Raw genomic sequence first — 22,110 nt, 5'->3', positions numbered from 1 at the left:
GTTCAGATATCGTGAACTATTGAAGATTAAAACAGAAGCTTGAAATGTTACTAAGGACTATTTTGAAAAGACAAATGCGAATTTGGGGATGTTATTTTAATTCTTAGGCATAAATTAAACGGATTTCTACTCAGATAAGGATAACACGATGCGATCTTAAAATCTACGTTATTTACGTTTAAAGAGGCCGTCAATCGTTGCTTTCTTTATACCAAATTCCAGACAAAGCACGTTCAATATGAGGAATATCAGGAAAGAAGAAGAGTCTACAGTCAAAAGATCACCCAGCGCCACCCGGTAGAGCATCCCACCGAAAACGAAAAGTACAGTCAGAAAGATAGCGTTCCGCGTTGCTTTATTGCGTATCTGTTCCGTTTCTTTACTTTCGGATTTGGTCAAAGCAAACAAAATCATCAATGCTCCCATCATCATCAAAAGTTTGGCACATTCTTTATAAAACAACAGGTTGGCATCAGTCACTTTACCCATCATCGCCATGATGAAGGGAATAAACAAACCCAATGCAATCACAAAATACCCAAGTGGGCGACAATATGCAGGAAGTAAAGCTCTCATCAATTCAATTACAAATTACTAGTTATAAATTACCGATTATGAAATGCAGATAATAACCACATCTTACAAATCCATAGATTTTCAGTGGACAAAGATAACATTTTATTGTCAAAAGAGCTATCTTTGTACCACAATAAATGAAGGAAATCCCTTATTTCCTTCCATAATTTGTAATCCGTAATCCATAATCAAGAATGAGTAAACAAAAAGTAATCCTCTGCGAAGGACTGGGAAACAGCCTGACGCTTGCCATTGAACAATGTCCCCACGATAAGCTTTTCATTCTCACTGACGAACATACCCATCGTTTGTGCTTGCCACAACTGAAAGACATTGCCGTTTTAAAGAATGCCACAGAAATCATCATTGGTGCAGAAGACTTGCATAAAAACCTGGAAACGTTGGCTTCCGTTTGGCAAGCCCTGAGCGAGCAAGGCGCCACACGCCATTCTCTGCTTATTAATCTGGGCGGTGGCATGGTAACCGACCTGGGTGGTTTTGCCGCCTCCACTTTTAAGCGGGGAATTGCTTACATTAATATTCCCACCACCCTGCTTGCCATGGTCGATGCTTCGGTAGGTGGCAAAACCGGTATCAACTTTAACGGATTGAAGAATGAAATCGGTGTCTTCGCCCCTGCTACCAGCGTATTGTTAGAAACAGAATTCCTCCGTAGCCTTGATGCGCACAACTTCTTTTCGGGATATGCCGAAATGTTGAAACACGGCCTTATCAGTACTCCGGAACACCTTGCCGAATTACTTTCTTTTGATACCGAAAAAATAGATTATGTAGGTCTTAAAACAATGGTAGGCCGTTCTGTCCGGGTAAAAGAAGATATCGTGGAACAAGACCCTCAAGAGCATGGCATTCGGAAAGCACTGAACTTAGGACATACCGTAGGACACGCGTTCGAAAGTCTCGCGTTGGCAGAGAACCGTCCCGTGTTACATGGCTATGCCGTGGCATGGGGGCTTGTTTGCGAACTATATCTTTCCTATATAAAAGTCGGTTTCCCGAAAGACAGAATGCGCCAAGTCATTCAGTTCGTCAACGAGAACTATGGTGGTTTTGTCTTTAACTGCAAGCAGTACGATCGCCTTTACGAGCTAATGGGACATGACAAAAAGAACGCTGCCGGAATTATCAACTTTACTTTACTGAAAGAAGTCGGTGAAATCTGTCTCAACCAGACGACAGATAAAGCCACTATTTTCGAAATGTTTGATTTCTATCGGGAATGTATGGGGGTATGACATTCCACCTTTTTATTGCCACTCTCAATATGTCAGCAAAATCCCCTTTTTGCTGACATACTTATTTTCTAAAACTCTCCTAAAAAAAGTCTCAGCCCCTTTACATACAACTTTCAGATATAGGTATTAACTATCCGAACGGACAAGAAAAGCATTTTCTTCCACGAATAAACTTACTTCAGACGTGGTGCATATAGATGGAACACGTGCTATCTATATAGGTAACGTGTCCCATCTATATACGGTTCGCGATCCACATATAGATGCCACCAAACGGACATATACATCTACTGAAAAAAAAGTATATATTTCACTGTTCGTCTCTCATTTGTCCATTCAAAAACGCTTCATTCCAGATTACAGAATTGTATATATTTTTATATTCACCTATCTTACAGAAACTTATCAGATTTCATTCGTTTGTTTTCTGCTAACTGTCTTTCTACCCACAAACAAAGAATTCTCGTTACGGTTGAAAATACAAAATGTCAGTCGACATAAAAAAGTTCTATCTTCAATCATTCACAAATCCACTATAAAACAAAGTATTATCACACTTTCTTCAACCACAGTCTATTTTTCATTCTAAAAAAGAAGCCAGAAAATTTGCAAGTTTTCCATAAATGCCGTACTTTTGCAACCGCAATTCGGGGTATAGCTCAGCCCGGTAGAGTACGCGTCTGGGGGGCGTGTGGTCGCAAGTTCGAATCTTGTTGCCCCGACAAAGCTGAATAAAAGGAGTTAAGTGAAAACTTGATTCCTTTTTTATTTTATCCATCCCTGCTTTATAGAACACTTTATTGGAACTGACAGATTTTCTATACCGGATAAAAACAAAATATTTCCACTATTACATTTGCCACTATTTGTAACTTGAAAAAGACAGTAAAGTTTACTTAAAACAAATTATATATATAGGATTTTATCAGTCCCGTCTTTCTATAATTTAACTGAAATAGTTACTTTTGCAAAAGTAAAAAACAAATTTATGGGAGCAGCAAAATGGATTGGTGGTATCATCGGTTTCATGGCCGGAGGTCCACTGGGAGCATTGGCAGGTTATGCCTTTGGTTCGCTTTTTGACAACAGTGACAATAACTACTATAATCGCTATAATGACGAACAGGCCAAAGGATACTACGGACAACGTAACAGCTTTCTTTTCTCTATGCTCGTTATGGCTTCGTACATCATCAGGGCTGACGGACGTATTATGCACAGCGAAATGGAATTTGTCCGCCGTTTCCTGCGAACCACTTTCGGTGAAGAAGCAGTAAATGAAGGTGAGCAGATACTGCTCAACCTTTTTGAGCAAAGTAAACAGATGGAAAAACAAGATCCTCTTGCCTTTAAAAATACCATTCGTGACTGTGGAAAACAAATTGCCGTAAACCTCACATACGAGGAACGTCTACAATTGCTTGTTTTCTTGGCAGAAATTGCCAAAAGTGACGGTCACGTTTGCTTGAAAGAAATAGAAGCACTAAAGGAAATAGCCACATATATGGGGCTTTCGACAGCCGAAGTAAATTCCATGCTCAATCTGGGTGGAAACTCACTTGAAGAAGCGTACAAAGTGCTCGAAATAGAATCCACTGCTACCAATGACGAAGTACGTGCCGCATACCGCCGCTTAGCCTTGAAACATCATCCCGACAAAGTGGCAACATTAGGAGAAGATATAAAGAAGGCTGCCGAAGAAAAGTTCCAGAATATTAACAATGCCAAAGAACAAATCTACAAAGCAAGAGGTATGAAATAGTAAAAGCCATTAATAACAATATCAATCAGTATTTATGAAAAAACTTCTCGTAACCATTACATTACTTCTCACAGTAATGACCGGCCATGCCGCCACTCCTCTCTGGATGCGTGATGTACGTATCTCACCCGACGGTTCGGAAATCGTTTTTTGCTACAAAGGAGATATTTACAAAGTGCCTGCAAAAGGCGGAACAGCTATCCAACTGACAACCCAAAACTCATACGAATGTACACCTGTATGGTCGCCCGATGGTAAACAGATCGCTTTTGCCAGCGACAGGCACGGCAACTTCGATGTATTCGTAATGTCTGCCAATGGAGGAACGGCACAACGCCTGACTACCAATTCAGCAGGTGAACTTCCTTCCACTTTTACACCAGACGGTAAATACATATTGTTTTCAGCCTCTATTCAAGATCCGGCAAGCAGTGCCTTGTTTCCCACCGGTGCCATGACTGAACTTTACAAAGTTCCTGTAACCGGCGGACGAACGGAGCAAATACTGGGTACACCTGCCGAAGCAGTCTGCTTCGATAAATCCGGTAATCATTTCTTCTATCAAGATCGTAAAGGTTTCGAAGATGAATGGCGAAAACATCACACATCGTCCATCACCCGTGACGTATGGATGTACGATATTCAAAGCGGGAAACATATCAACCTTACCCAACATGCCGGCGAAGACCGTAATCCGGTACTGGCTCCCGACGGACAAACCATCTACTTTTTGAGCGAACGAGATGGCGGTTCGTTCAATGTATATTCTTTTCCACTCGACCGACCGCAATCGGTAAAAGCGATAACCGACTTCAAGACTCATCCGGTACGTTTCCTTTCTATGAGTAACAATGGAACATTGTGTTATGGATACAATGGTGAGATTTATACTCAGCAGAACGGTTCCGCCCCGCAAAAGGTACAGATAGAAATGATACGCGACGACCAGCCCCAATCAGTCAATCTGGTCTTTTCGGACAGAGCAACTTCGGCTACCATTTCTCCGGATGGCAAACAGGTCGCTTTCATCGTTCGTGGTGAAGTTTTCGTTACTTCGACAGACTATACCACTACCAAGCAAATCACGCATACTGCAGCACGTGAAGCCGGGCTTACCTTTGCTCCGGATAATCGCACTTTGGCATATGCCAGCGAGCGTAATGGTAACTGGCAATTGATTTTAGCCAAAATCGCCCGGAAAGAAGACCCCAATTTCCCCAATGCAACTATTATCAACGAAGAAATATTGCTACCGTCCGCTACCATAGAGCGTGCGTATCCGCAATTCTCTCCTGATGGTAAAGAACTAGCATTTATTGAAGACCGTAACCGATTGATGGTACTTAATCTGGAAACCAAGAAAGTGCGCCAAATTACCGACGGATCAACCTGGTACAGTACCGGTGGTGGGTTTGACTATTCTTGGTCACCCGATGGCAAATGGTTTACCCTTGAATTTACAGGAAACAAGCACGACCCATACTCTGATATAGGTCTTGTCAGTGCAGATGGTAAAGGTGAGATTGCCAATCTAACGAATAGTGGATATATGAGTGGTTCTCCCCGTTTCGTACTTGACGGCAATGCCATTCTCTTCATCACTGAGCGTTACGGTATGCGCGCTCATGCGTCATGGGGTTCGCAAAACGACGTCATGTTGGTATTCCTCAATCAAGATGCTTACGACAAATATAGCCTGAGTAAAGAAGATTACGAACTGCGCAAGGAACTGGAAAAAGAACAGAAGAAAGATGCTGACAGTAAAGATAAAAAGAAAGAAAACAAAAAAGAAGATAATGATGCCGAAACAAGAGTAAAGGAGATCGTTGTAGAATTGAAGAACATCGAAGACCGCATTGTACGTCTCACTCCAAATTCTTCCGATCTGGGTAATGCCATCATTTCCAAAGACGGTGAAACCCTCTACTATTTCGCAGCTTTTGAAGGGGGATATGACCTCTGGAAGATGGATATTCGAAAAAAAGACACCAAATTACTCCACAAGATGGACACAGGATGGGCTTCTATGCAGCTGGATAAGGGGGGAAAGAATCTCTTCCTGCTGGGTAGCAGTAACATGAAGAAGATGGATATGGTCTCCAATAGCCTGAAACCTATCACTTATCGTGCCAATGTGAAGATGAACTTGGAAGCTGAACGCGAGTATATGTTCGACCATGTGTATAAACAACAGCAAAAACGTTTCTACAACACCAATATGCACGGTGTAGATTGGGATGCCATGAGTGCTGCTTATCGTAAGTTCCTACCCCACATCAACAATAATTATGACTTTGCCGAACTACTGAGTGAATGGTTGGGTGAACTGAATGTATCGCACACTGGAGGACGCTATTATCCAAGTGGACAAAGTGAACCGACTTCAAGCTTGGGACTACTCTTCGATTGGAATTACATAGGTAAAGGTATGCTTATTTCGGAAGTGATAGAGAAAGGTCCTTTCGACAGAGCTAATACAGAAGTAAAACCGGGTATGGTAATCGAAAAAATTGATGGTACGGAAATCACTCCCGAAATGGACTATTATACCTTACTTAATAATAAGACAAAGAAGAAAACCCTCGTCTCACTTTACAATCCACAAACCAAAGAACGCTGGGAAGAAGTGGTAATCCCTATCAGTAACGGTACACTAAACGATTTACTCTATACCCGTTGGGTGAAACAACGTGCTGCCGATGTGGATAAATGGTCTAACGGTCGTTTGGGTTATGTCCATATCGAGTCGATGGGCGATGACAGTTTCCGTTCCGTTTATTCGGACATTTTAGGAAAATACAACAATCGTGAGGGTATCGTCATTGACACTCGTTTCAACGGTGGTGGTCGTCTACACGAAGATATAGAGGTGTTGTTCAGTGGTAAAAAGTATTTCACGCAGGTAGTTCGTGGACGTGAAGCCTGCGATATGCCCAGTCGCCGTTGGAACAAACCTTCCATCATGTTGACGTGCGAAGCCAATTATTCCAACGCACATGGTACACCGTGGGTGTACAGTCATCAGAAATTAGGTAAGCTGGTAGGTATGCCCGTTCCAGGAACCATGACTAGTGTATCATGGGAACGCTTACAAGACACATCACTTGTTTTCGGTATTCCGGTGATAGGTTATCGTCTGCCTGATGGCAATTATCTGGAAAACACCCAATTGGAACCGGATATCAAAGTGGCCAATGACCCTGAAGCTATCGTCAAAGGAGAAGACACACAATTGAAGACAGCAGTGGAAGAGCTGTTGAAAGAGTTGGATGAAAATAAGTAAAAAAACAGGTTTCAATGATATGGATTTACTCATCCATATCATTGAGGTGTATTTCTAACGCTTTCACCGAAATATAAATCTCGTACACCGAAATGGCCAGCGAAATGATCAGCAATACCAAAGCAAGGCCGAAAATATAGACCGAAGCAAGATAAAGCCGGATATAAATAAAGAACATACTGACTACGCACAGTAATAAACTCGCTATACCTGATACCTGCATAGCACGTGTCAGGTATAGTCTTTTTCGCAAGTTGGCAATCTGTGCGGCAGTCACCGAGGAATGGTTCTTCTGATGTTGTTCCTTCAAAGTACGTACCAAGCTGGCATAAGACAGAAAACGGTTAGTATATGCCAACATAATCAGAGAAATTGCCGAAAACAGCAAAGCGGGAGTAGTCAGATCTATTTGCATAAGAATCAGTTTCTAAGTTTGTATCTGCAAATATAAACGAAAGAATGTAACGACATGTTTATCATCAGAAGATAATACTTTTTCCATCTCACTTTTTTGCCTTATCTTTGTTTCCTAAAAAACAACTCTCTAAACCTATGTTTACAGACCTGCTCAATTCCTCCTATTTCGCCCTTTTCCTCATCGTGGCTTTAGGCTTCATGTTGGGAAGAATTCAAATCAAAGGATTATCCCTTGATGTCTCCGCAGTAATTTTCATCGCCCTACTCTTCGGACACTTTGGCGTTGTCATTCCCAAAGAACTTGGAAACTTCGGCCTTGTACTTTTTATCTTCACTATAGGCATCCAGGCAGGGCCTGGCTTTTTTGATTCCTTCCGGAGTAAAGGAAAGACACTTATCATCATTACCATGCTGATCATCTGTTCCGCAGCGCTGACAGCTGTCGGACTTAAATATGCTTTCGATATTGACACCTCTAGTGTTGTAGGACTGATAGCAGGTGCACTGACTAGTACTCCCGGACTTGCTGTCGCCATAGACAGTACCCACTCTCCGTTGGCATCTATTGCCTACGGTATCGCTTATCCGTTTGGCGTTATCGGGGTTATCTTGTTTGTAAAACTACTTCCCCGTGTTATGCATATCGATCTGGATAAAGAAGCACGTCGTCTTGAAAAAGAGCGTCGCGGTCAATACCCAGAACTGAATACCTGCATTTACCGTATCACTAATGCTATAATCTTCGGTCGTAGTCTGGCACAAATCAACGCCCGCGCCATGACCGGTGCAGTAATCTCCCGCCATAAACACGGAGAACAAATATCCATTCCGACTGCCCATACCGTACTCCACGAAGGAGACTACATACAAGCTGTAGGCAGTGAAGACGCCTTAAATCAGCTCGCAGTACTGGTAGGAGAAAGGGAGGAAGGTGAGTTACCGTTGGCAAACACACAGGAAATTGAATCTTTGCTACTAACTAAAAAAGATATGATAAACAAACAATTGGGCGACCTCAACCTGATGAAAAATTTTGGTTGTACGGTGACACGTATCCGCCGAAGCGGCATCGACCTGTCACCTTCACCCGACCTTGCTTTGAAATTCGGCGACAAATTGATGGTAGTAGGCGAAAAAGAAGGCATTAAAGGCCTGGCGCGCCTGTTGGGAAATAATGCCAAGAAATTATCCGACACCGATTTCTTCCCTATCGCTATGGGTATCGTACTTGGCGTATTGTTTGGTAAATTGAATATCTCCTTTCCTGGCGGCTTGTCCTTTTCTCCGGGGCTGACAGGCGGTATCCTGATGGTTGCCCTTTTCTTGAGTGCAATCGGTAAAACCGGTCCTATCATCTGGTCGATGTCCGGCCATGCCAACCAATTATTACGTCAGTTAGGTCTTTTACTGTTTCTTGCTGAGGTAGGAACATCGGCAGGAAAAAATCTTGTAGCGACTTTTCAAGAAAGCGGTTGGTTACTGTTCGGAGTAGGTGCCGCCATTACGTTGGTTCCCATGCTGATAGCCGTACTTGCCGGACGGTTCATTTTCAAAATCAGCATTCTTGATTTAATGGGAACCATTACCGGTGGAATGACCAGTACACCAGGACTTGCAGCCGCCGACTCTATGACAGACAGCAATATTCCCAGTGTAGCTTATGCAACGGTATATCCCATTGCCATGGTATTCCTTATTCTGTTTATACAAATAATTGCGACAGTGGTCTAAGAGATGAAAACATATAGTAAAGAAGAAGCTATCAATAGAATAAATAAATTAGCCCGACACAATCTTCCGTTTCTCTTTATTATTGATTACCTCCAAGAGCATTCTTTCATCGAGGAAATCAACAAAATAGATGCGGCATCCTGTCTCTTCCAGTTCAGAGAAACAGGAAATGCCGGTAATGATGTACCGCCATATACCGGAGCAATAGACTGGAAATACAGTGCACCGGCTCCTTGTGAATACAAACGTTCTTTCGATCATGTAAAACAAAATATACTGGCAGGAAACAGTTATCTGACCAATCTAACATGTAAAGTTCCCATCAGTACCAATCTGGCATTGAAAGATATATTTCTCCACTCTCAGGCTCTATACAAACTTTGGCTAAAAGACAGGTTCGTCTGTTTTTCCCCTGAAATCTTCATTCGGATCGAAGAAGGGAAAATAAAATCTTTCCCTATGAAAGGTACAATTGACGCGACCTTACCTCATGCCGAAACAACATTGCTGAACGATTTAAAAGAAACCGCCGAACATGCCACCATCGTAGATCTGATAAGGAATGACTTAAGTATGGTATCCAACCATGTTATGGTCAAATCTTATCGCTATATAGACCGCCTACAAACTAATAGAGGAAGTATCCTCCAGACCAGTTCCGAAATTTGCGGTATACTGCCTGATGATTATACAACGCATATCGGTGACATTCTTTTCAAATTATTACCCGCCGGCTCCATTACCGGTGCTCCCAAACCCCGCACCATGCAAATCATTACTCAAGCAGAAGGTTACGAACGAGGTTTCTATACCGGGGTCATGGGTTACTATGATAACGGACATTTGGACAGTGCCGTCATGATCCGTTTTATCGAACAAGAGAATGACCGCCTCTATTTCAAAGCAGGAGGTGGTATTACAGCCAAAAGCCATTGGGAAAACGAATATAACGAAATGAAACAAAAGATATATGTACCGATTTATTGAAACCATACGTATAGACCACGGCAAGATATGTAATCTATCCTACCATAATCAACGGCTGAATAATACCCGTACCCACTTCTGGCCGGAAAGCCCTGCTCTACAATTGACAAATTATCTGCCTTCCGTTCCCGAAAACGGTATATATAAATTACGGGTAATTTACAGCCGGGATGGTATCGAAGAAATAACCTGTACCCCCTACACTATACGACCTGTCCATTCACTGGCATTGATACAAGCAGACAACATCGACTACGCCTATAAAAATACGAACCGTGATGTACTTAATCAGTTATTCACACAACGTGGTTCCTGTGACGACATTCTGATTGTCCGACATAACTTGCTTACAGATACCAGCATCGCCAACATTGCCTTCTCCGACAGCAAGTGTTGGTACACTCCGCAATACCCTCTGATGAAAGGTACCAAACGTACCGAATTGTTGGATAAAGGGATCCTTGTGGAAAGGAATATCTGTATTGAAGACATACCGTCTTATTCCACCATCCGCCTTTTTAATGCCATGATAGACTGGGGGGAGTTGGAACTACCTTTTTCCTTAACAAAATCTGGTACAGTATTACAAGCTTCAGGACTATGCAGATAACTCCGCTATTTAAAGAAACGGCAGACATATTTAGCTTCTATCTGTCTCCGACACATTTCTGGAATACAGCAAAGGAAAATGCCTAATAATCAAATTTCCATTTTCCGAAGATTTATTTTACTTTTGTAGTAGAATATCACTTATAAATTAACGAATACAATTATGCGCTATATCATTTCCGCTCCCGAAATACCGTTGCAAACCACTATACAGTTGCCTGCGTCCAAAAGTATCAGTAATCGTGTACTTGTCTTGCATGCTCTTTCCCATGGCAAACAGATACCATGCAATTTGAGTAATTGTGACGATACCCGTGTTATGATACGTGCCCTGCAAGATAATCCGGAACACATAGATATCATGGCAGCCGGAACAGCTATGCGTTTCCTCACCGCTTACCTTAGCGTAACACCCGGTACACATACTATTACCGGTACACCACGTATGCAACAGCGCCCTATCCGTATTTTAGTAGATGCCTTATGCCAACTCGGCGCAAATATCGAGTATATCGGTAATGAGGGTTTTCCACCTCTTCGTATCATCGGCACTGAGCTGCAAAAGAATGAGATTTATCTCGCCGGAAATGTCAGTTCACAATATATATCTGCCCTGCTGATGATAGGAACCGTACTCCCTGAGGGATTACACCTGTACCTTACGGGGAACATAATTTCTCGCCCTTACATCAACTTGACACTGCAATTGATGCGTGACTTCGGCGGACACGCTGAATGGACCTCAGAAAACAGTATTACCGTGCAACCCGGTGGTTACCAGGATGTACCATTCACTGTGGAAAGTGATTGGAGTGCCGCCTCCTACTGGTATCAAATGTTGGCACTTGAAGGCATGAAAAAGAGAGCAAAGACAGAACCGGTAACTTCTAAAATTGAATTGTCCGGTTTATTTCTCCACAGTTATCAAGGTGATAGTCGCGGAGCGGAAATCTTTTCACGTCTAGGTGTCTGTACCGAATATACCGGCCGGGGTGTAAAACTTACTCCCAAAGGGACTCCCGTAGCTCATCTTGTAGAAAATATGGTAGATATCCCTGATCTGGCACAAACATTCGTTGTAACTTGTTGCCTGATGAATATTCCTTTCCGCTTCACCGGATTACAAAGTCTTAAGATAAAGGAAACCGATCGTATCACGGCACTCATCACTGAACTACATAAGTTGGGATATATAGTACGTTCTGAACAAGACAGTATTCTGACGTGGAATGGTGAACGTTGTCCCACAGAGAAAATCCCTGTGATATCCACTTACGAAGATCATCGCATGGCAATGGCATTTGCCCCCGCCAGTCTCATGTTTCCTGAAATTCGTATTGATGAGCCACAAGTGGTTTCCAAATCATATCCCGCTTATTGGGAAGATTTACAAAAAGCCGGTTTCCAGATTCAAGCAATATCTTAGCCGTGATTTTGCAATCAGTAAAACAATATGTATCTTTGTCCGTTCATTAGAAGGACATATTTTTCAGAGAAAGGAAACTCATGTGGATACTGATTATTAGTCTGATCGTCCTTGCCCTAGTAGCTGCCGCGGCAGGAATATTGCGCAACTGGAGACTTCAAAAGAAGATTGACCGTGGCGAGTTGGATGCTATGCCCGAAGTACGTGAAGTGGATGCGGAGTGTTGCGGACAACATGAAATCTGCGAACGTGACAGTCTGCTGGCTGCTGTAAGTAGAAAGATAGAATATTACGACGACGAGGAACTAGACAAGTACATCGGTATCGCCCCCGAAGCCTATACTCCAGAACAGGAAGATGAATTCCGTGACATCTTTTATACCATGCAAGATATCGATGTTGCCGGATGGGTGCGTAGCTTGCAGTTACGAGGTATTGCATTACCTGACAATATAAAAGATGAGGTGTTTTTGATTATAGGAGAACGCCGTATCACTCCTCATGCCTGAAGTTACCTAACTAAATTTAATTCTTAACTTTTAACCGAACAATGGAGCTCCTGCAATATACATTCTTTCAACATGCCCTTATAGGTAGTCTGCTGGCAAGTATCGTTTGCGGACTCATTGGTACGTATATCGTCACCCGCAGGTTGGTATTTATCAGTGGAGGATTGACACATGCTTCTTTCGGAGGTATCGGCTTAGGGCTTTATACTGGTATTTCACCTATCCTATCAGCCGCAATTTTCGCAGTGCTGTCGGCTTTCGGAGTAGAGTGGCTCAGTAAGCGGAAAGATATGCGTGAAGATTCTGCTATTGCCGTGTTCTGGACATTGGGAATGGCATTGGGTATCATGTTCACTTTTCTTTCTCCAGGTTTTGCACCCGATTTATCAGCTTATCTTTTCGGTAATATACTTACAATAACGGTAGGAGACATTGCACTGTTATGTGGACTTGCCCTTGTCCTTGCTTTTTTCTTCATACTATATCTTCGACCGATAATCTATGTAGCGTTCGACCGCGAATTTGCACGTTCGCAAGGTATCCCTGTACAGTTGTTCGAATATGTATTGATGATGTTCATTGCGTTGACTATCGTAGCCTGTCTACGCATGGTGGGTATTGTGTTGGTGATTTCATTACTTACCATACCGCAGATGACGGCTAATCTCTTTTCACACCGTTTTCATCGTATCATCTGGTTGTCCATCGGTATAGGCTACCTCAGTTGCCTGGGCGGACTGATGATTTCGTTTTATCTCAACGTGCCCTCCGGTGCTGCCATTATTTTCTTCTCCATTATTATTTACGCAGTTTGTAAGGCCGGAAAAAGTTTTTATCTATCTTTGCCCAAGAAATTACTTCATACCACAGATTGATTACATAGATATATACAAATAAACCTCTGCAATCGATACGTTTTCTGTGGTGAATATCAAAAACTGTAACAATGGAAATCAAAATTCAGTCATTAGACCAAATTCATGAAGCCGCCCGCCAATTCATCGAAGCTATGGGTGACAATACCGTTTTTGCTCTCTACGGAAAAATGGGAGCCGGTAAGACAACTTTTATCAAAGCAATCTGTGAGGAACTTGGTGTATCCGACGTCATCACCTCCCCCACTTTTGCCATTGTTAATGAATATCGTTCCGATGTTGCCGGTGAATTAATTTATCATTTCGACTTCTACCGTATCAAAAAACTGGAAGAAGTTTATGATATGGGATACGAAGATTATTTCTACAGCGGTGCGCTTTGTTTCATTGAATGGCCGGAACTGATTGAAGAACTTCTGCCGGGTAATGCCATCAAGGTTACGATTGAAGAAGTAGAAAACGGAGAACGCAAGGTTACATTGGAGGATTTTGAATAAAATTTCCAGCTCTTTCCTAAGTGTTTTTTTATCTCTCTCTATTTTTCATTCTAATTCTTTATTTCTAATGAGCCAATATATCGTACAAGGCATCTTTGCCGCTGCAGGCATCATCTCTCTACTGGCGGCGCTTCTCGACTGGGAATGGTTCTTTACAGCTCAGAACACACAATTTGTCGTGCGCAACGTAGGTCGAAAGCAAGCCCGCTGGTTCTATGGCGTATTGGGCCTTATACTTATCTGTACAGCTCTATTCTTTTTCCTGAATATGCCCGAAACACGGTAAAAGACAATCACCTTATTCCCTGTATTCATATATAGGTCTGACATTTATGCCACTATGTTGGCACAACGTTGCCATTATATTGGCACAGTAGTGCCACTTTAATGGCACTAACCATGTGAAAGTTAAATATACATCCACTTTTTAGCAAAAGAATACTGCATTTATCTTATTTATATAGAAAAACGCACCTCCTCCCCATACAGGGAGAAGATGCGCATAATACAAATATTTTCTATTCATCCTCAGGAATAGAAACAGGCACTATTTCGCCCGGCTACTCATCTTCCAAAGATTCGGTATATTCCATCTCACCTTGCACTATGAAAAGAATTTCCTCCGGTTCATAGTCACCTATCTCATCTTTATGAGCCTCCTTGATAATGTAGTCCACGATTTTTCCGAGATCAATGTCGATATATCCTTCGGCATCAGGCTGCACATCAAGGATACCACTGGTTGAATAATACTCGTCAATCAAATCGAGAAAATAATAGAACTCGTCGTCAGAGAACTTCTCTTTCAACTCTTGTGGCAAATAGTTTTTGATGTACTCAATGGTCTTTTCGTCATCGACATCATTCTTCAAAAAATCGTCTTCTAGTCCCATAACTTTATTATTTAAAGATTATAACAATGCTTTTATTTTAGCAACGTATTCAGTTTTTTGAGTAGAACCAACTTGCTTGTCTACCAACTTGCCATTTTTAAAGAAAAGTACGGTAGGAATATTGCGAATACCGAATTCAGTTGCAACATCACCATTCTCATCTACATCACATTTACCAATGACAACTTGCCCTTCGTATTCTCCGGCCAATTCATCAATGATAGGTCCTACCATCTTACATGGTCCACACCACGGTGCCCAAAAGTCAATCACTACAGGTTTACCCTCTGCCAGGATCTCCTTGAAATTGTTGTCTGTAATTTCTAATGCCATTTCTTTAATGATTAATTATTAATTGTTTAATGTTTACTATATCCGTCATTTAGAGCAAAGATAACTAATTTATCCGAAATCCAAGGTCGGGACGCTCTTTTAAATAAGAGATAAGGTCACGTCCTACTGAAAGTTTGACCGGACGGGATATCAAATCAACTGTCATCTTACTGTCCGGATCGGTAACTTTGAAATAAAGTTCCGTCGTTCCAGGATGTTCTTTCATCAGTTCGGCAAGTTCGGTAATCAATGCCTTGTTTAGCACACTTAACGGAATAAAAATGGTTATTTTTTCAATCAGTTTTTCTTTAACATCAGGCAGCAACTCCATCGACGTAATCTTTAGTTCCAGTTCGTCCTGCCGCCATTGCTTGGGCTGACAACGTGCTTTTATATAAAGGAAAGTCCGTTCTCCCAAATATCCCTGATAAGTCACCCAATCGTTACCAAAGAAAGGAAGTTCTGCCGAACCGGAATAGTCCTCTATTTTAGCAATACCGTATGGATTACCGTTTTTACTGATACCACGACGAACGGAAGTAACGATTCCCCCCATCGTAATTTCACGACCTACAAGGGCTGCTTTATCTTCCAATTCCGCCATATGGGTATTACAAACATGTTCCAAAACTACAGAATACTCATCCAGAGGATGAGCAGAGAGGTAAATACCCACTAAATCACGTTCACGGTTCAAACGGTCAAGGTCACTCCAACGTTCAGCCAAAGGTATTTCGGGAGTAGCTATATCGACCACATTCTCACCACCAAACAGAGAGTTTGCGGCAGCCGCCTTATCAGCCTGATACCGGTTTCCGTAGCGTACCAATGTTTCAATAAACACCTCATTTTTAGAGTTCACGGCAAAATATTGTTCACGTTTCAATTCAGGAAAACTGTCAAAGCCACCTGCCAATGCCAAACATTCAATGTTCTTTTTATTACAGGCGTTCAGATTGACACGTTGTACAAAATCAAAGATACCGGTAAACGGACCGTTCTTCTCACGTTCTTCCATAATACTTTGTACGGCACCTTCACCTACACCTTTCACAGCACCCAAACCAAAACGAATATTACCCTCGGTATTTACAGTGAATTTCAAGTTCGACTCGTTTACATCCGGACCAAGTGTATTGATACCCATCGCCTTACATTCATCCATCAATTTAGTGATATCCGTTATGTTCGATAAGCTTCGGCTCATCACTGCTGCCATGTATTCTGCCGGATAGTTAGCTTTAAGGAATGCTGTTTGATAAGCAACCCAAGAGTAACACGTAGCATGAGATTTATTGAATGCGTATGATGCAAATTTTTCCCAGTCCGTCCAAATCTTCTCAAGGACTTTCGGATCGTGTCCATTCTTCTGTCCCCCCGCAATGAATTTCGGTTTCATGTGATCTAGCTTATCACGCAGTTTCTTACCCATCGCCTTACGTAAAGCATCGGACTCACCACGAGTAAAGTCCGCCAACAAGCGTGACAAAAGCATGACCTGTTCCTGATAAACCGTAATACCATACGTGTCTTTCAGATATTTCTCCATGATAGGAATATCATACTCAATAGGTTTACGTCCCCATTTACGGTCGATAAAATCCGGAATGTAATCCATAGGTCCCGGACGATAGAGTGCATTCATGGCAATCAAGTCTTCAAAAGTACTTGGTTGTAACTCACGCAGATATTTCTGCATACCGGCGGATTCAAACTGGAAGGTTCCGATTGTCCGTCCGTCACAATAGAGTTTATAAGTAGCAGGATCATTGATGGATATCTTATCGATATCCAACTGCATCCCCCGATGTAAACGTACATTTTCTACGGCTTCCTTGATGATAGACAATGTTTTCAATCCCAAGAAGTCCATTTTGATTAAACCTGTATCTTCGATGACCGAACCCTCGTATTGGGTAACAAGCATCTTTTCACCAGTTTCCTTGTCATCGGCTGTACTTACAGGTACCCAATCCGTGATGTCATCGCGACAAATAATCGTACCACAGGCATGTACACCTGTACCGCGTACATTACCTTCGAGCATCTTGGCATATTTCAAAGTATCCCGTACTAAAGGATCTGGTGACGCTTCTGCTGCCTGCAATTCGGGCACATATGCAATCGCATTGGGCAAATTCAATTTCTTGTCCGGTATTTTATCTGGAACCAATTTTGCCAAACGATCGGACTCTGACAAAGGTAACTTCTGTACACGGGCAACGTCCTTGATGGCCAATTTAGTTGCCATGGTACCGTATGTAATGATATGCGCTACTTTCTCCTGCCCATATTTCTCAGTCACCCAACGTAACACCTCACCACGTCCGTCATCATCAAAATCCACATCAATATCGGGCAAAGAGATACGATCAGGATTTAAGAAACGCTCAAACAGAAGATCATATTGGATAGGATCGATTTTAGTAATACCCAAACAGTAAGCCACTGCCGAACCGGCAGCCGAACCACGCCCTGGACCAACAGAAACACCTAACTGTGTACGAGCCGCATTGATAAAGTCTTGTACAATCAAAAAGTAACCAGGGAAACCCATTGTCTTCATGATGTACAATTCAAAAACCAGACGCTCTCTTACTTCATCAGACAAAGGATCACCATAAATCCGTTTGGCACCATCAAATGCCAATTTCGCAAGATAATCAGCTTCCAACTTGATACGATAAAGTTTTTCATACCCACCCAGACGTTTAATCTTAGCTTTAGCAGCTTCCTCATCCAGTACGACATTTCCATTTTCATCTTGCGTAAATTCATCAAACAGATCTTTCTCTGTATATTTTCTACGGTATTCCTCTTCCGTTCCGAAGCCTTCGGGAATAGCAAAGGTAGGCATGATAGGCGCATGGTCAATGGAATAATACTCCACCTTATCCAAGATTTCCAACGTATTGGACAATGCCTCGGGTACATCAGCAAAGAGTTCATTCATCTCCGCCTTTGTCTTCATCCATTCCTGCTTGGTATAGAGCATACGAGTGGGATCGTCCAAATCCTTACCCGTACTAAGACAAATCAAACGGTCGTGAGCTTCCGCATTTTCTTCGTCCACAAAGTGAACGTCATTGGAACAGATAACTTTAATGTTGTATTTTTGGGCATATTCCAGCAATTTGGCATTTGCCTTTTGTTGCATAGGATAAGCTTCGTGATTGGCACGGGATACGGTAGCCTTATGCCGTTGCAATTCCAGATAATAATCATCCCCAAAAAGGTTCTTGTACCAGCGGATAGCCTCTTCAGCTTCTTCCAATTGATCATTGATAATCTTCTTCGGTACCTCGCCTCCTATACAGGCAGAACATACAATCAAGCCTTCATGATACTTCTCCAACTCATTCCGGTCTGTACGTGGCCTCATGTAATATCCCATCGTCCAGGCACGTGAAACCAACTTTATCAGATTATGATAACCTTTTTCATTCTTTGCCAACACAATCAAATGATATCCACTCTGATCAGGCTTGCCCTCTTTCTTATCCATTGTACGGCGGGCTACATACATCTCACAGCCTATGATAGGCTTAAACAATTTATTTTCAGCCTCAACAATCTTTGTCTTACAATCAGCAATCTCCGCTTCTTTATCCCCACAGACTATTTCGCCACTTTCCAAAGCGGCAATTCTCTTTTTAAGATCTTTTATTTCTCCCTTCGGACCGCCATTCTTCTTATTAACATAATTGGTGAATTCTTTAATACCGAACATATTACCATGATCGGTCACGGCGATACCCTTCATACCATCTTTCATAGCTTTGTCCACCAGTCTGCTTACACTGGCCTGACCATCGAGAAGAGAATATTGGGTATGAACGTGTAAATGAACAAAATCCTGCATAAATATATCCTTTCTATAAGTGAGCATAAAGGTACGATGTATGTAACACCTAACAAAAATATTCCTCAAAAAGTTATCAACATCTGCATTTCTATGCTCAAATCCTTGTTAGATTTTCAAAATAAGCCTATTTTTGCCGATAATTTGTATTCAAAAAGAATAAAACAAGATACATGGGCCGACTAAAAAAATTAAAAAAGATACGTATTCACCGTGAAGGAACACATACACTGGCAGGTAGCCTTCTACTGATACTTACCGTCAATGCCGTATTATATTTCGGCTTGGAGTGTAAAATACCCTTCTATATAGTAGCCGTTATTAGTATTATTGTATACGGTATACTGGTAAATTTCTTCCGTTGCCCAATACGTTTATTCGGCCAAGAAGATACCGAGAAAATAGTCGTTGCACCCGCTGACGGAAAAATAGTAGTCGTAGAAGAGGTGGAAGAGAATGAATATTTCCATGACCGCCGTATCATGGTTTCTATTTTCATGAGCCTTGTCAATGTACATGCCAATTGGTATCCAGTGGATGGTATCGTAAAGATGGTGAAACATCAGAATGGTAAGTACATGAAAGCCTGGCTTCCAAAGGCCAGTACGGATAACGAACGATCTACTGTAGTGATTGAAACTCCTGAAGGTGTAGAGATCATGGCACGACAAATTGCTGGAGCCATGGCACGGCGTATCGTAACTTATGCCGAACCGGGTGAAGAATGTTACATCGACGAGCACATGGGATTCATCAAATTCGGTTCCCGTGTAGATGTATTTCTTCCGTTAGGTACGGAAATATTTGTAAAACTAGGACAACTGACTACCGGTAATCAAACCGTGATAGCAAAACTTAAATAATATAATGGCAAATCGCATCACCCGTCCTATTCCCAATACTCTAACCTGCCTGAATTTATTCTCCGGGTGTATTGCTTGCGTCATGGCCTTTGAAGCCAAGTATGAATCCGCACTTCTTTTTATCATCTTGAGTGCAGTCTTTGATTTTTTTGATGGAATGATGGCTCGCTTGTTGAATGCTCATTCTGTTATTGGTAAGGATCTGGACTCTTTGGCAGATGATGTTAGTTTCGGTGTAGCACCTTCAATTATTGTATTTTCCGTTTTCAAAGAAATGCACTACCCTGCCGGAATGGGCTGTGTGGCAACCTTATTTCCATATTTAGCATTCTTATTGTCCATATTTTCAGCATTACGACTGGCAAAATTCAATAATGATACCCGCCAAACAATCTCCTTTGTAGGATTACCAGTTCCAGCAAATGCATTATTTTGGGCTTCTTTAGTGGTGGGGACACACGATTTTTTAGTTTCAGACGCTTTCAATCCGTTTTATTTATTAGTATTGGTTTGCCTGTTTTCTTGGTTGTTGGTGGCTGAAATCCCTATGTTCTCCCTAAAGTTCAAAAGTCTTTCCTGGAAAGATAATAAAGTAAGCTTTATTTTTCTTACCGTATGTATTCCACTTCTTGCCTTTTTGCAAGTCAGTGGCTTTGCAGCCATCATCGTATGGTACATATTACTGTCACTGTTTACGAGAAAAAGTAAATAAACAATTTCTTGGCACGGTTGTTGTACTATCGTTCGTAGAAAACGAACACATTAAAGACATTAGCCCATGTTTCATATTTTAGGTTTCTTATTTATTATCATAATTGCTATTCTACTTATTGGACTTAGCATTGTCGGTACCGTTATCCGTAGCATTTTCGGTTTCGGGGGGCATCGTTCATCCAAAAGCCATCAAGACCACTCCTCCGATTTTTCTCAGAAAAAGACGAAACCAGATGACAATACAACATATTCCAAACGCAAGAAACTATTCTCTGAGGATGAAGGAGAGTATGTAGACTTTGAAGAAATTAAAGATTAACGGCGTCTGGCGGCAAAAAAGTTTTTCATCAATCCGACACATTCATCTGCAAGTATACCTTTTATTACGACTGTTTTAGGATGCAACGCCTGTGGAGCATAGCGTTGATATCCTCGTTTTTCATCTTCCGCACCAAAAACAAGACGTCCGGTTTGCGCCCAAGCAATAGCGCCTGCACACATCACACAAGGTTCTACAGTTACATATAATGTACATTCATTTAGATATTTCCCCCCCAAAGTAGCGGCAGCAGCAGTGATAGCTTGCATTTCAGCATGAGCAGTGACATCTGTCAGAGTTTCGGTAAGATTATGTGCACGAGCTATGATACGATCTCTACACACCACTATCGCACCAACGGGCACTTCTCCCCTCTCACTTGCCTTTTGAGCTTCAAGAAGCGCTTGCTTCATATAATCCGTATCCGTCATTATCACATTACCATTATCACTTTAGCACCTTACCACTTTCTGTCACCGTCTCATATCATGCTCTCCAAAAAGAGTAGGATAATCCTCTTCCATATTTTTATGGATAAACATAAGAATAGTTTCCCTTAGCCAGCGCGATTTATTCGTTATCTTATATTTATCAAGATAACGATCTACAATCCGCAGCTCCTCTTCGCTCATCAAACATACCATCCGTTGTTCACGTTTTGGTTCTTCAAGCGTCGCTTTAGTACAGGTTTTATCTCTCTTTCTCATATTTCAATGCAAAATTACTTTTACTTCTGTAAAAACAAAGCAGAAAAAGCTTAATTTTGTATCGAAACAACTAAAAATTAGGACAAAAGAATAATGGCACTACATAACCTCCTCGGGAAAATCGGTGAAGACGCGGCAGTAGCATACTTGGAAAGTAATGGTTACACCATACGCGACCGTAATTGGCGAAAAAATCATCTGGAACTGGACATCGTTGCAACCAAAGACGGAGTATTAATTGTGGTAGAAGTGAAAACCCGTAGTAATACGGACTATATTGAGCCACAAGATGCTGTCAATTGGCAAAAAGTGCGACGTATCGTTATTGCCGCAGATGCTTATATAAAGCATTACAATATTGACGCTCCTGTTCGTTTTGATATTGTTACCGCTGTCGGCAAGAAAGGAGATCTTGAGATAGAACATATCAAAGAAGCCTTTTATCCGCCCATATTTTGAGAACTTGAAATGAAAATTTTCAATCGTTGAAT

At 41.8% G+C, this 22,110-nt stretch carries 22 protein-coding genes and 1 tRNA gene; 16 read left to right on the top strand and 7 right to left on the bottom strand.

The genetic code is table 11. The features are described from left to right. Positions 1 to 168: 168 nt before the first annotated feature. Positions 169 to 576 (bottom strand): hypothetical protein, encoded by a 408-nt coding sequence (locus tag DXC10_RS04345; protein WP_101544356.1) that lies wholly within the window; start codon positions 574 to 576, stop codon positions 169 to 171. A gap of 194 nt (positions 577 to 770) precedes the next feature. Between DXC10_RS04345 and aroB the strand changes: the two genes are divergently transcribed. The 4 genes from aroB to DXC10_RS04325 all read left to right on the top strand — a co-directional run bounded on the left by aroB (position 771) and on the right by DXC10_RS04325 (position 6,877). After that, positions 771 to 1,832, top strand: a complete 1,062-nt coding sequence (gene aroB, locus DXC10_RS04340; protein WP_117737400.1) for a 3-dehydroquinate synthase — start codon at positions 771 to 773, stop codon at positions 1,830 to 1,832. Positions 1,833 to 2,480: 648 nt separating this feature from the next. After that, positions 2,481 to 2,554, top strand: a tRNA-Pro gene (locus DXC10_RS04335). 266 nt (positions 2,555 to 2,820) lie between these two features. After that, entirely contained in the window at positions 2,821 to 3,594 is a 774-nt protein-coding gene (locus tag DXC10_RS04330) for a DnaJ domain-containing protein (RefSeq protein ID WP_117737399.1), read from the top strand. A 34-nt stretch (positions 3,595 to 3,628) separates the two neighbouring features. After that, positions 3,629 to 6,877, top strand: a complete 3,249-nt coding sequence (locus tag DXC10_RS04325) for a S41 family peptidase (RefSeq protein WP_117737398.1) — start codon at positions 3,629 to 3,631, stop codon at positions 6,875 to 6,877. A 25-nt stretch (positions 6,878 to 6,902) separates the two neighbouring features. Here DXC10_RS04325 and DXC10_RS04320 read toward each other — a convergent pair whose 3' ends face one another. Further along, positions 6,903 to 7,292: a DUF2721 domain-containing protein gene (locus DXC10_RS04320; protein ID WP_101544348.1), complete on the bottom strand. Its 390-nt coding sequence runs from the start codon at positions 7,290 to 7,292 to the stop codon at positions 6,903 to 6,905. A gap of 137 nt (positions 7,293 to 7,429) precedes the next feature. On the opposite strand from DXC10_RS04320, the gene DXC10_RS04315 reads away from it, so the two are divergent. The 8 genes from DXC10_RS04315 (at position 7,430) to DXC10_RS04280 (ending at position 14,214) form a co-directional block, all read left to right on the top strand. Further along, on the top strand, positions 7,430 to 9,025 hold the full coding sequence (locus DXC10_RS04315) for an aspartate:alanine exchanger family transporter (protein ID WP_101544346.1): 1,596 nt from the start codon (positions 7,430 to 7,432) through the stop codon (positions 9,023 to 9,025). Positions 9,026 to 9,028: 3 nt separating this feature from the next. Next, positions 9,029 to 10,012 carry an aminodeoxychorismate synthase component I gene (locus tag DXC10_RS04310; RefSeq protein WP_101544344.1) on the top strand — a complete coding sequence of 328 codons (984 nt, stop codon included), beginning with the start codon at positions 9,029 to 9,031 and terminating at the stop codon, positions 10,010 to 10,012. Then, entirely contained in the window at positions 9,996 to 10,622 is a 627-nt protein-coding gene (locus DXC10_RS04305; RefSeq protein WP_101544343.1) for an aminotransferase class IV family protein, read from the top strand. Before DXC10_RS04310 ends, DXC10_RS04305 begins: the two co-directional genes overlap by 17 nt. Positions 10,623 to 10,784: 162 nt before the next feature. Further along, positions 10,785 to 12,047 (top strand): 3-phosphoshikimate 1-carboxyvinyltransferase, encoded by a 1,263-nt coding sequence (locus DXC10_RS04300; protein WP_117737397.1) that lies wholly within the window; start codon positions 10,785 to 10,787, stop codon positions 12,045 to 12,047. Positions 12,048 to 12,127: 80 nt separating this feature from the next. After that, positions 12,128 to 12,556: a phospholipase gene (locus tag DXC10_RS04295; protein WP_101544339.1), complete on the top strand. Its 429-nt coding sequence runs from the start codon at positions 12,128 to 12,130 to the stop codon at positions 12,554 to 12,556. A gap of 41 nt (positions 12,557 to 12,597) precedes the next feature. Continuing rightward, positions 12,598 to 13,431, top strand: a complete 834-nt coding sequence (locus DXC10_RS04290) for a metal ABC transporter permease (RefSeq protein ID WP_101544336.1) — start codon at positions 12,598 to 12,600, stop codon at positions 13,429 to 13,431. Positions 13,432 to 13,502: 71 nt separating this feature from the next. Then, complete coding sequence (gene tsaE, locus DXC10_RS04285) at positions 13,503 to 13,928, top strand: tRNA (adenosine(37)-N6)-threonylcarbamoyltransferase complex ATPase subunit type 1 TsaE (protein ID WP_101544334.1); 426 nt, start codon at positions 13,503 to 13,505, stop codon at positions 13,926 to 13,928. 67 nt (positions 13,929 to 13,995) lie between these two features. Then, positions 13,996 to 14,214, top strand: coding sequence for an immunity 17 family protein (locus DXC10_RS04280; protein ID WP_101544331.1), 219 nt, complete (start codon positions 13,996 to 13,998; stop codon positions 14,212 to 14,214). Between the two features lie 274 nt (positions 14,215 to 14,488). Here DXC10_RS04280 and DXC10_RS04275 read toward each other — a convergent pair whose 3' ends face one another. The 3 genes from DXC10_RS04275 to dnaE form a co-directional block, all read right to left on the bottom strand. Beyond that, on the bottom strand, positions 14,489 to 14,821 hold the full coding sequence (locus tag DXC10_RS04275; RefSeq protein ID WP_101544329.1) for a hypothetical protein: 333 nt from the start codon (positions 14,819 to 14,821) through the stop codon (positions 14,489 to 14,491). Positions 14,822 to 14,839: 18 nt separating this feature from the next. Beyond that, positions 14,840 to 15,154 carry a thioredoxin gene (trxA, locus tag DXC10_RS04270; protein ID WP_101544327.1) on the bottom strand — a complete coding sequence of 105 codons (315 nt, stop codon included), beginning with the start codon at positions 15,152 to 15,154 and terminating at the stop codon, positions 14,840 to 14,842. A gap of 64 nt (positions 15,155 to 15,218) precedes the next feature. Beyond that, positions 15,219 to 19,016: a DNA polymerase III subunit alpha gene (gene dnaE, locus DXC10_RS04265; protein WP_117737532.1), complete on the bottom strand. Its 3,798-nt coding sequence runs from the start codon at positions 19,014 to 19,016 to the stop codon at positions 15,219 to 15,221. A 173-nt stretch (positions 19,017 to 19,189) separates the two neighbouring features. Here dnaE and DXC10_RS04255 point away from each other — a divergent pair, with 173 nt between their 5' ends. The 3 genes from DXC10_RS04255 (at position 19,190) to DXC10_RS04245 (ending at position 20,912) form a co-directional block, all read left to right on the top strand. Beyond that, entirely contained in the window at positions 19,190 to 19,879 is a 690-nt protein-coding gene (locus tag DXC10_RS04255) for a phosphatidylserine decarboxylase family protein (RefSeq protein WP_101544322.1), read from the top strand. A gap of 4 nt (positions 19,880 to 19,883) precedes the next feature. Beyond that, a complete protein-coding gene (gene pssA / locus DXC10_RS04250) occupies positions 19,884 to 20,591 on the top strand; it encodes a CDP-diacylglycerol--serine O-phosphatidyltransferase (protein WP_101544321.1) in 708 nt (235 codons plus the stop codon). 66 nt (positions 20,592 to 20,657) lie between these two features. Continuing rightward, on the top strand, positions 20,658 to 20,912 hold the full coding sequence (locus DXC10_RS04245; RefSeq protein WP_101544318.1) for a DUF4834 family protein: 255 nt from the start codon (positions 20,658 to 20,660) through the stop codon (positions 20,910 to 20,912). On the opposite strand, the gene DXC10_RS04240 is transcribed toward DXC10_RS04245, so the two are convergent. Beyond that, the gene (locus DXC10_RS04240; RefSeq protein ID WP_180949218.1) at positions 20,909 to 21,343 is read right to left on the bottom strand and encodes a nucleoside deaminase; all 435 of its coding nucleotides are present in this window, start codon (positions 21,341 to 21,343) and stop codon (positions 20,909 to 20,911) included. The two genes, DXC10_RS04245 and DXC10_RS04240, sit on opposite strands and share 4 nt — an antisense overlap. 42 nt (positions 21,344 to 21,385) lie before the next feature. Continuing rightward, positions 21,386 to 21,619: a hypothetical protein gene (locus tag DXC10_RS04235; RefSeq protein ID WP_101544316.1), complete on the bottom strand. Its 234-nt coding sequence runs from the start codon at positions 21,617 to 21,619 to the stop codon at positions 21,386 to 21,388. 93 nt (positions 21,620 to 21,712) lie between these two features. Between DXC10_RS04235 and DXC10_RS04230 the strand changes: the two genes are divergently transcribed. Beyond that, entirely contained in the window at positions 21,713 to 22,078 is a 366-nt protein-coding gene (locus DXC10_RS04230) for a YraN family protein (RefSeq protein ID WP_117737396.1), read from the top strand. Positions 22,079 to 22,110 lie beyond the last annotated feature (32 nt).

Origin of the sequence: Bacteroides sp. OM08-11 (assembly GCF_003438665.1) — a bacterium.
Classification (GTDB): Bacteria; Bacteroidota; Bacteroidia; order Bacteroidales; family Bacteroidaceae; genus Bacteroides; species Bacteroides cutis.
The sequence above is the reverse complement of the archived record's forward strand: the minus strand, read 5'-3'. Positions and strand labels throughout refer to the sequence as shown.